We start from the raw sequence: 8,780 nt of genomic DNA, 5'->3' as shown, positions 1-8,780 counted from the left end.
AAGATGGTGGCCGCCCAGGCCGGAGTCGGGCCCGCTTCTGTCTCCCGTGTGTTCTCCGGGCACCCCGATGTGTCGGAAGATATGCGTGAGTCCGTCCTCAAAGCGGCCTCGGAGGTTGGGTATGAGGTCGACCTCGTCGCACGAGCATTGCGGAGCGGAGAGTCACGGACGATCGGCATCCTGATCGGCAACATCCTCAACCCGTTCCTCGCTGAGATCGTCGCGGGGGCCTCCGAGCATCTGCGGTCCAAAGGCTATGCGGTGCTGCTTGCCGATGCGGCAGGCGACCGTGAAGATGGCAGTGACGTCGAAGCGATCCGGGTCCTGCTCCAGCGGCGTGTGGACGGTCTGATCCTGTCGCTGACTGACGAGACGAGCGCTGGGCTTCGCGAACTGCTGGAGCGTTCGGCCGTGCCCCAAGTCCTGCTCGATCGCAGTCTTGACTTTGCTGATGTGGACGCCGTGATCTCCGACCACCGTGGGGGCATGAAGAAGATTGTCGATCACCTGCACGGTCTTGGGCACAGGAGGATCGGTCTGATCATCGGCTCATACAGCACTCGACCATCACGCGAGCGTCGAGCGGGGTTCATTGATGCAATGACGGAGTTCGGACTTGCAGTCGACGAGGAACTAATCCTTTCGGCGGCGCTATCTGAGCCGTTTGGTTATGAAGCAATGTCGCAACTCTTGAACCATCCTGAACCGCCGACTGCGATCATCTGCGGTGGAAATCAGATCACGGCCGGGGCGTTGCGTCTAACTCACGATCGACAGGTCGAGATCCCCTCGGATGTTTCCGTAGTGGCCTGCGACGACATCCCGATTACCCAGCTTCACCAGCCGAGCATTACCGTGCTGGCGCGTGACGCGATGGAGATGGGTAGGACGGCAGCCACTGCCCTCCTGTGTCGGCTCCAAGACGACGGCACGCCACCTCAAGAGATCAACGTGCCGACGACGATTGTCGTTCGAGGTTCTACAGCTCCGGTGGAGTGAGGCGCCTCTTCTTAAGCGCCTCGTTCCGCGGAGGTCAAGGTACCCTGGTTAGGCGACTGACCATCGGCGTTTACGGCATTCCTCGATGGCTGTGCGCGTTTGATGCTCCGGGTCCTTTTAGCGGCTCTTCGGACATTGGGTGGGGAGGGTGACGCGCGGGGGTGAGCATCCGGGGGTAGGGGTCGAGGTCCTCGATGATCAGTAGCGACCAAGCAACTGCTCTACTCGAGGACCTCGACGATGCCCAACGCTACGTGGTGCCCGGACGCGCCTTCTACTGATCCCTGCGACCGCTGTGACGAGCTGGTCGGAATCCCCGGGCTGCATGTCGAGGCCGTCGAGCGGACGGACGCGGTCGTGAGGGTCACTGTTTCTACGCCGTGGCAGCTGATGGGCTGCCCGGCCTGCGGTGTCATCGCGCCCAGCCGTGGCCGACGACGGCGGGTCCTGCGCGACGTGCCGTCGGTGGTGCCAGTGCAGATCCTGTGGCGTCAACGGACCTGGCGGTGCCCCGACCCGCACTGCCCGGTCGGGATGGTCGTCGAGCAGCATCCCGGTCTGGTCGCTCCGCGCGGATCGATCACCTGCCGGGCGATCGAGTGGGCAATAGGTCAGCTGCGTCGCGAGCACGCCACGATCCAGGGCCTCGCCCGTCGGCTCGGGACGGCGTGGAAGACGTTGTGGCGCGCGATCCGGCCCCGCCTGGAAGCGATGGCCGACGACGAGGACCGGTTCGGCGGCGTGCGGTCTCTCGGGGTCGATGAGCACGTCTGGCACCACATCGTTACCCGCAAACGGGGCCCGAAGGAGCTCACCGGGATGGTCGACCTGACCCGTCACCGCGATGCGAAGGGCAACTGGCGAGTGCGTGCCCGGCTGCTCGACCTCGTCCCCGGCCGGTCAGGGACGGCCTACAGGAACTGGCTCACCGAACGCGGCGAGCACTTCCGCTCCGGCGTGCAGGTCGCCGCCCTGGACCCTTTCGCCGGTTACAAGGCCGCGATCGATGACAAGCTAGAGGACGCCGTCGCCGTGCTGGACGCATTCCACGTCGTCAAGCTCGGCACCCAGGCCGTCGACGACGCCCGCCGCCGCGTCCAGCAAGAGACCCTGGGTCACCGCGGTCGCAAGGGCGACCCGCTGTACGGCATCCAGAAGCTGCTCCGCGCCGGCGCGGAGAACCTCACCGACCGCCAGCTCGACCGTCTCACCACCGCGATCACCGCAGATGAGGCCCACCAGAGTGTCTATCTCGCCTGGCGCTGCGCCCAGGACCTGAGGGCCGCCTACCGGTCCGAGAACCAGGCCGAAGGCAAGAAGATCGCAGAGACGATCCTGGCGACCTTCTACCGGTGCCCCGTGCCTGAGATCGCGCGCCTGGGCCGGACACTACGCAGGTGGCGCGGAGCGTTCCTGGCCTACTTCACCGCCGGACGTTCCTCGAACGGCGGCACCGAGGCCATCAACGGGATCATCGAGCTCCACCGCCGCCTCGCCCGCGGCTACCGCAACTTCGAGAACTACCGCCTCAGAATGCTCCTCGCCGCAGGCGGACTCACACCCTGATCCCCACCCAATGTCCGAAGAGCCCTGAAAGCGGCTCGAGCACGTCGAGCTCGAGGTCCTTCGATGGGTCGACTGGTACAACACGACCCGCCCGCACTCCTGGTGCGACCACCTCGCCCCCTCAGCGTACGAACACGACTACTACGCTGCCCTCACCCCCTCGACGGCACCCGCCGCCGAACCACACACAACTCTCCACTGAACCCGGCGCGGTTCACTTCGCCTCGTCCTGCGGGAGCGGTTTGTCCAGGAGCTTTGTGCTGGTGCGGTCAAGAGCGACGGCGTGATGCTCGCTCTTGCCGACATCGATGCCGAGGAACACCTCGACGCTGTCGTGCTCGGGGATCACTAGTCCTCCAGAGTCTGCGCTGGTAGTGGCCAGGCTGGCATGTCCCACGGCCCCAGAGCTCGGCGGGCTCGGCAAGGCCCCTACGACGTTGGCATTGCTGCCTCGTCCCCCTTCGCTGACTGTCCCGCCCCGCCTTTCGCCGACCCGGGTAGTTCCCGCTGACCCAGGTAGTTGTGCGCCGAGCCAGGCCACGTCGTCGGTGGGGTCGGCGGCGAACCTCTAGGGTCGGCGCCAACTGCATGGGTCGGCGGCGAACCTCTAGGGTCGGCGCCAACTGCATGGGTCGGCGCGGGTTCGGCGTCGGCTACCGGGCCCCCGAGGGACACCACCGCAACGTCCCGAACCCTGAGACGAGCGTGACTCGCGCCGGAGCGCCTGGCGTACGTTCCCCTCGTGCGCATCAGTCGTCAGTATTGGTTTGGCGTGTCGGCCCCGGCCGGCGCGTTGATCCGCTGACGCGCGCAACCGGAGCCGACAGGGCGTGGACCGCGAGGTCCGCGCCCTTTGCCATTCATGGTGGGCGCTCCGGACGGGGCGGACCGCCTCTGTCCGAGGAGAGCCGCATGACCGCAACCGTCACTGAACGCGCCGAACGCACCGACGACCTGCGCGTCCGACGCATGGCCCCGCTGCCCACGCCCCGCGAGGTCCTCGACGAGCAGCCGCTCCCGGCCGCCGCCGCGGAGCTCGTCGCCCGCTCCCGCCACGAGGTCCAGGAGATCCTCTACGGGCGGGACGACCGGCTGCTCGTCGTCGTCGGGCCGTGCTCCGTCCACGATCCGGACGCCGCCCTCGACTACGCACGCCGGCTCGCCGTCGCGGCCGAGCGGCACGACGGCGAGCTGCACGTCGTCATGCGCGTGTACTTCGAGAAGCCGCGGACCACGGTGGGCTGGAAGGGCCTCATCAACGACCCGGGCCTCGACGGCGGCTACGACATCCCGCGCGGTCTGCGGCTCGCCCGCCGCGTCCTGCTCGACGTCCTCGACGCCGGGGTCCCCGCCGGCTGCGAGTTCCTCGAGACCACCTCGCCGCAGTACATCGCCGACACCGTGACGTACGGGGCCATCGGCGCGCGCACCGTCGAGTCGCAGGTCCACCGCCAGCTCGCGTCCGGGCTGTCCATGCCGGTCGGCTTCAAGAACGGGACCGACGGCGACGTGCAGGTCGCGATCGACGCCTCCGTCGCTGCTGCGGCCGAGCAGACGTTCTTCGGCGTCGACGACGAGGGGCGGGCCGTGCTCGTCGACACCGCCGGCAACCCCGACGGGCACGTCATCCTGCGCGGCGGGCGGGGGAGTAGCAACCACGGGCCGGACGCGGTGGGGGCCGCGCTCGAGCTGGTGCGTCGGGCGGGGCTGGAGTCCGGGCTGGTGGTCGACGCGAGCCACGCCAACAGCGGCAAGGACCACGTGCGGCAGGCCGAGGTGGCGCGCGAGATCGCCGGGACGGTCGCGGCGGGTGAGCGCGGGATCGCCGGCGTGATGCTCGAGAGCTTCCTCGTGGCGGGGCGGCAGGAGCCGGCGCCGAGCGGGCTGACGTACGGGCAGTCGGTGACTGATGCGTGCATGTCGTGGGAGACGACGGAGGGCGTGCTCGAGGAGCTGGCCGCGGCGGTGGTCGCGCGGCGGGGTCGGCGTGGGTGACGGCGACGGTTCGCGACCGCATCCGGGCCTCCGCACCCCGCAGTGACCCGGGTCTCGTTACTGTCTACGCGTGCCCACACGCCACCTGCGCATCAACACCGCCGCCCCCGACGAGCTCAAGGCCGCCCTCGACGCCCTGGCCGCCGAGCTCGAGCTCCCCACCGCTTTCTCCCCCGAGGTGCTCGCCGAGGCGGAGGCCGCCGCCGAAGGCGCCGCCCTGCCTGCCAAGGACCTCACCGACCTCGACCTGGTGACGATCGACCCGCCCGGCGCGCGCGACCTCGACCAGGCCGTCCTCATCGAGCGCGACGGCGACGGGCACCGCATCCGCTACGCCATCGCGTCCGTCGGGTCGTTCGTGAGGCCGGGCGGGGCGCTGGACGAGGAGGTTCGACGTCGGGCGATGACGGTCTACGGACCCACCGGGTCCGTGCCCCTGCATCCGGAGGTGCTCTCCGCGGGGGCCGCGAGCCTGCTGGCCGACCAGGTGGCGCCGGCCTGCGTGTGGGACGTGCGGATCGACTCCACCGGCGAGGTGCGGTCCTCCGCGGTGGAGCGGGCCCTCGTGCGCTCGCGGGCGCAGCTCACGTACGACCAGGTGCAGGACGCCCTCGACGGGCGCGCTCCGCTGGCTGAGGGTGTGCCTGCGGACCTGCCGCGACTGCTGGCCGAGGTGGGGCGGGCACGGCAGGCGCAGGAGGTCGCCCGCGGGGCGGTCTCGCTCGACCTGCCCGAGCAGGTCGTCGAGCTCGGCGACGGCGGGCGGTACGTCCTCGACAGCCGCACCGTCCTGGAGGTCGAGGGCTACAACGCGCAGATCTCCCTGCTCACCGGGATCGTGGCCGCGGAGATGATGCTCGGGGCGGGCGTCGGTGTGCTGCGGACGTTGCCGCCGGCGAGGGGCAAGGACGTGGCGAAGCTGCGGCGGACCGCCCACGCGCTGGGCGTGCCGTGGCCGGACGGCATGACGTACCCGGACCTCGTGCGGTCGGTAAAGGCGAGCACGCCCGAGGGGGCGGCGTTCCTCAACGAGGCGACGGCGTTGTTCCGCGGGGCGGGGTACCTGGCGCTGCCAGTCTCGCCCGGTGAGGGCGGGGACGACGGCGAGGGCGGGGATGTGGTGTCGACCCAGCACGCCGCGATCGCGTCCGACTACGCACACGTCACCGCGCCGCTGCGCCGGTTGGCCGACCGGTACGGGCTCGAAGCGTGCCTGGCGATCGCGGCGGATACGGAGGTGCCGGGCTGGGTGCGGGAGGCGCTGCCCGAACTACCCAGTGCGATGGGTGCCGGCGGTCGGAGGGCGAGTGCGTACGAGCGCGGCGCCGTCGACGCCATGGAGGCTCTCGTGCTGCGCGGCCGCGAGGGGGAGGAGCTGCGCGGGGTGGTCGTGGACGTCGACGAGAAGAAGCCGCAGCGCGGTGAGGTCCAGGTGGCCGAGCCGGCGGTGCACGCCGTCGTCGAGGGGGAGGGCCTCGAGCTGGGCGCCGAGGTGACTGTGCGCGTGGCCGAGGTGGATGTGCAGGCCAGAAAGGTGCGCGTCGAGGTGGTGTAGGGGCGGGGTCCGGTGAGCGCTGAGGCCTCTGCGACGAGCGGATGGGTCGTGTCATGAGCGGATGGACTGAGGGCATCCTCTCGTGACACGACCCATCCTTTCGATTGGGGGGGCTGGCGGAGCAGGCCGACCGGGCGGACCCGGTGGCGCTGCCCTCGCACGGCGGGACCACCGCGGGTTCAGCGGGCGGCTGCGCGATCGTCCCGTGTGCGTCGCACGGCTTGATCCTGCTCGGTCCGCCGTTCCGGGGTGCGGCCGGCGCTCGAACCCGCACCGGCGCGGAGCCGGAGCAGCCGCATGGCGTTGGCGATGACCACCAGCACCGAGGCCTCGTGGACGAGCATGCCCACCGACATCGTCACGCCACCGGCGAAGACACCGGCCAGCAGCACGACCACCGTGGCCAGCGCGACCGCGATGTTCTGCCGCATGATCCGCGCGGTGCGCCGCGCCAGGTCGATGGCCTGGGGGAGCCTGAGCAGGTCGTCGGCCATGAGGGCGATGTCCGCGGTCTCCACCGCCACCGCGGACCCGGCGGCGCCAATCGCCACGCCGATGTCGGCGGTGGCCAGCGCGGGGGCGTCGTTGACGCCGTCGCCGACCATCGCCACGGTGTGCCCCTGACGCTGCAGCTCCGCGACGGCGTCGAGCTTGTCCTCCGGGAGCAGGGAGGCGCGGACCTCGTCGACGCCGGTCGCCGCGCCGACGGCCTCGGCGACCCGGTGGGTATCACCGGTGAGCATGACGACCGTCGACACCCCTGCCCGGTGCAGGCGCTCGACCATCTCGGCGGCGTCGGTGCGGACCTGGTCGGCCACCGCCAGGACGCCGATGACGGCGCCGTCCAGCGCGACGATCATCGGGGTCCTCCCCTGAGCGGCGAGCGAGTCGGCGACCTGCTCGGCGTCGGGCTGCTCGGGGAGCTCGTGGTGCGCGAGCAGGGCGGCGTTGCCGATGAGGACCTGGCGGCCGTCCACGACCGACGCGATGCCCTTGCCGGGGACCGGGGTGACAGCGCCGTCGATGGCATCCGGGGCGACGCCCTGGGCCGCGGCCGCCTCGAGGATCGGGCGGGCGAGCGGGTGCTCGGAGCCGGCCTCGGCGGCGGCGGCCCAGGCCAGTACCTCGGTGCGGTCCATCGCGGGGTCGAGGACGACGACGTCGGTCAGCTCGGGCCGACCCTCGGTGAGGGTGCCGGTCTTGTCGACGGCGACCGCGGAGATCCGCGCCGACGTCTCGAGGTACTCGCCGCCCTTGATGAGGATGCCGGAGCGGGCGGCGCGGCCGATGCCGGCGACGATGGCGACCGGGATGGAGATGACCAGGGCGCCGGGGCAGCCGATGACCAGCAGCGTCAGCGCGAGGACGATGTCACCGGTCAGTAGGCCGGCGACGAGGGCCAGCACCATGACGCCGGGGGTGTACCAGCGGGAGAAGCGGTCGATGAAGGTCTGGGTGGCCGCCTTGGCGTCCTGGGCCTCCTCGACCCGGTGGATGATGCGGGCGAGCGTGGTGTCGGCGCCGATCCCGGTGGCGCGCACCTGGAGGAAGCCGCCGCGGGAGACGGTGCCGGCGAAGACCTGGTCGCCGGTGGCCTTCTCGACGGGGATCGACTCGCCGGTGATGGAGGCCTCGTCCAGGGCGCCGGTGCCGGAGACGACCTCGCCGTCGACGGGAACCTTCGCACCGTTCTTCACCAGGACGACCTCGCCCATCGCGACCTGACCGGCGGGGATCTCCTGCTGCGCGCCGTCGCGGACGACGATCGCGGTGTCCGGGGCGACGGCCACCAGCTCGGCCAGCGCCGAGCGGGTCTTGCTCAGCGTGGCCGACTCCAGCGCATGCCCGACGGCGAACAGGAAGGTGACGGCGGCGGACTCCCAGAAGTTGCCGATGACGACGGCGCCGATCGCCGCGACGGAGACCAGCAGGTCGATGCCGATGACGCGCGCGGTCAGGGCGCGCAGGGCCTTGACCACGATGGGGTAGCCGGCGACGACCGCCGCGGTCAGCATGAACACGTCGGCCAGGGTGAAGACGCCCGTGGCGTGGGTGGCGTGCCGTCCGGCGTCGAGCCACCACTGGGGCGTCAGCGCGAGGTTCGCCGCGCCGCCGGCGACGTGCTGCAGGGCGAAGGAGATGAGGATGAGCGCACCGGAGATCGCGGGAACTGCCCAGTTCCCGCGCAGCCGGCGCTGAAGCGTGTGCACGTGAGTCACGACCTTTCCCGTCGCGAGGTGGAGAAGCTGGTGATGGGTGGTTGGAGGAGGACCGGGGCGATGAGGAGAGGGAGGGCGGGGCGCCCTCCCTCTCCTGACGTGGAGTGAGTGGCCGGGGGTCAGAACGCCGAGGGGGCGGCGCTGTAGCCCGCCTTGGCCACGGCAGCGACGAGGTCGTCGACCGAGGCCCGGACCGGGTCGTGGTCAATCTCGATACGGGCGGAGGCGAAGTGCACGGTGACGTTCTCGACGCCGTCGAGCCGGCCGACCTGCTTCTCGATCTTGGCCACGCACGAGGGGCACGAGAATCCCTCGGCCCTGAGGATCGTGCGGGTGGTGGCGGCGGTGGTGGTCATGTCGATCTCACCTGTCCTTTCGTCGTGGATTGCGGTGTCTTCGCAATCTAGGAAGGTGGCGCGGGATTCTCCTTGACGCAGGTCAAGTCC

At 70.5% G+C, this 8,780-nt stretch carries 7 protein-coding genes and 1 pseudogene; 5 read left to right on the top strand and 3 right to left on the bottom strand.

Going from position 1 to position 8,780, the window contains the following annotated elements:
• The 3 genes and pseudogenes from ACPYO6_RS14890 to ACPYO6_RS14880 all read left to right on the top strand — a co-directional run.
• A partial coding sequence (locus ACPYO6_RS14890; protein WP_425715555.1) for a LacI family DNA-binding transcriptional regulator occupies positions 1-999 on the top strand: 999 nt, incomplete at its 5' end.
• 240 nt (positions 1,000-1,239) lie between these two features.
• Positions 1,240-2,565, top strand: a complete 1,326-nt coding sequence (locus tag ACPYO6_RS14885; protein ID WP_425715554.1) for an ISL3 family transposase — start codon at positions 1,240-1,242, stop codon at positions 2,563-2,565.
• A gap of 43 nt (positions 2,566-2,608) precedes the next feature.
• Positions 2,609-2,767: pseudogene (locus tag ACPYO6_RS14880) on the top strand (hypothetical protein); the annotation flags it as partial.
• Positions 2,768-2,779: 12 nt separating this feature from the next.
• Here ACPYO6_RS14880 and ACPYO6_RS14875 read toward each other — a convergent pair.
• Entirely contained in the window at positions 2,780-2,914 is a 135-nt protein-coding gene (locus ACPYO6_RS14875; protein ID WP_425715598.1) for an IS110 family transposase, read from the bottom strand.
• A 563-nt stretch (positions 2,915-3,477) separates the two neighbouring features.
• Between ACPYO6_RS14875 and ACPYO6_RS14870 the strand changes: the two genes are divergently transcribed.
• Both ACPYO6_RS14870 and ACPYO6_RS14865 read left to right on the top strand, forming a co-directional pair.
• Positions 3,478-4,560, top strand: coding sequence for a 3-deoxy-7-phosphoheptulonate synthase (locus ACPYO6_RS14870; protein ID WP_425715553.1), 1,083 nt, complete (start codon positions 3,478-3,480; stop codon positions 4,558-4,560).
• Positions 4,561-4,630: 70 nt separating this feature from the next.
• Positions 4,631-6,115: an RNB domain-containing ribonuclease gene (locus ACPYO6_RS14865; protein ID WP_425715552.1), complete on the top strand. Its 1,485-nt coding sequence runs from the start codon at positions 4,631-4,633 to the stop codon at positions 6,113-6,115.
• 179 nt (positions 6,116-6,294) lie between these two features.
• On the opposite strand, the gene ACPYO6_RS14860 is transcribed toward ACPYO6_RS14865, so the two are convergent.
• Both ACPYO6_RS14860 and ACPYO6_RS14855 read right to left on the bottom strand, forming a co-directional pair.
• Positions 6,295-8,325, bottom strand: a complete 2,031-nt coding sequence (locus ACPYO6_RS14860) for a heavy metal translocating P-type ATPase (protein ID WP_425715551.1) — start codon at positions 8,323-8,325, stop codon at positions 6,295-6,297.
• A 128-nt stretch (positions 8,326-8,453) separates the two neighbouring features.
• Complete coding sequence (locus ACPYO6_RS14855) at positions 8,454-8,690, bottom strand: heavy-metal-associated domain-containing protein (RefSeq protein WP_425715550.1); 237 nt, start codon at positions 8,688-8,690, stop codon at positions 8,454-8,456.
• Positions 8,691-8,780 lie beyond the last annotated feature (90 nt).

This window comes from Georgenia sp. Z1344 (genome assembly GCF_049856295.1).
Taxonomy (GTDB): Bacteria; Actinomycetota; Actinomycetes; order Actinomycetales; family Actinomycetaceae; genus JB111.
Note: the sequence above shows the minus strand (reverse complement) of the source record. Positions and strands in the feature narration are given on the sequence as shown.

Bases quoted from the DNA above. Each gene is read 5' to 3' on its own strand.
- ACPYO6_RS14885 (WP_425715554.1), top strand. From the start codon at position 1,240: ATGCCCAACGCTACGTGGTGCCCGGACGCGCCTTCTACTGATCCCTGC.
- ACPYO6_RS14870 (WP_425715553.1), top strand. From the start codon at position 3,478: ATGACCGCAACCGTCACTGAACGCGCCGAACGCACCGACGACCTGCGC.
- ACPYO6_RS14855 (WP_425715550.1), bottom strand. From the start codon at position 8,690: ATGACCACCACCGCCGCCACCACCCGCACGATCCTCAGGGCCGAGGGA.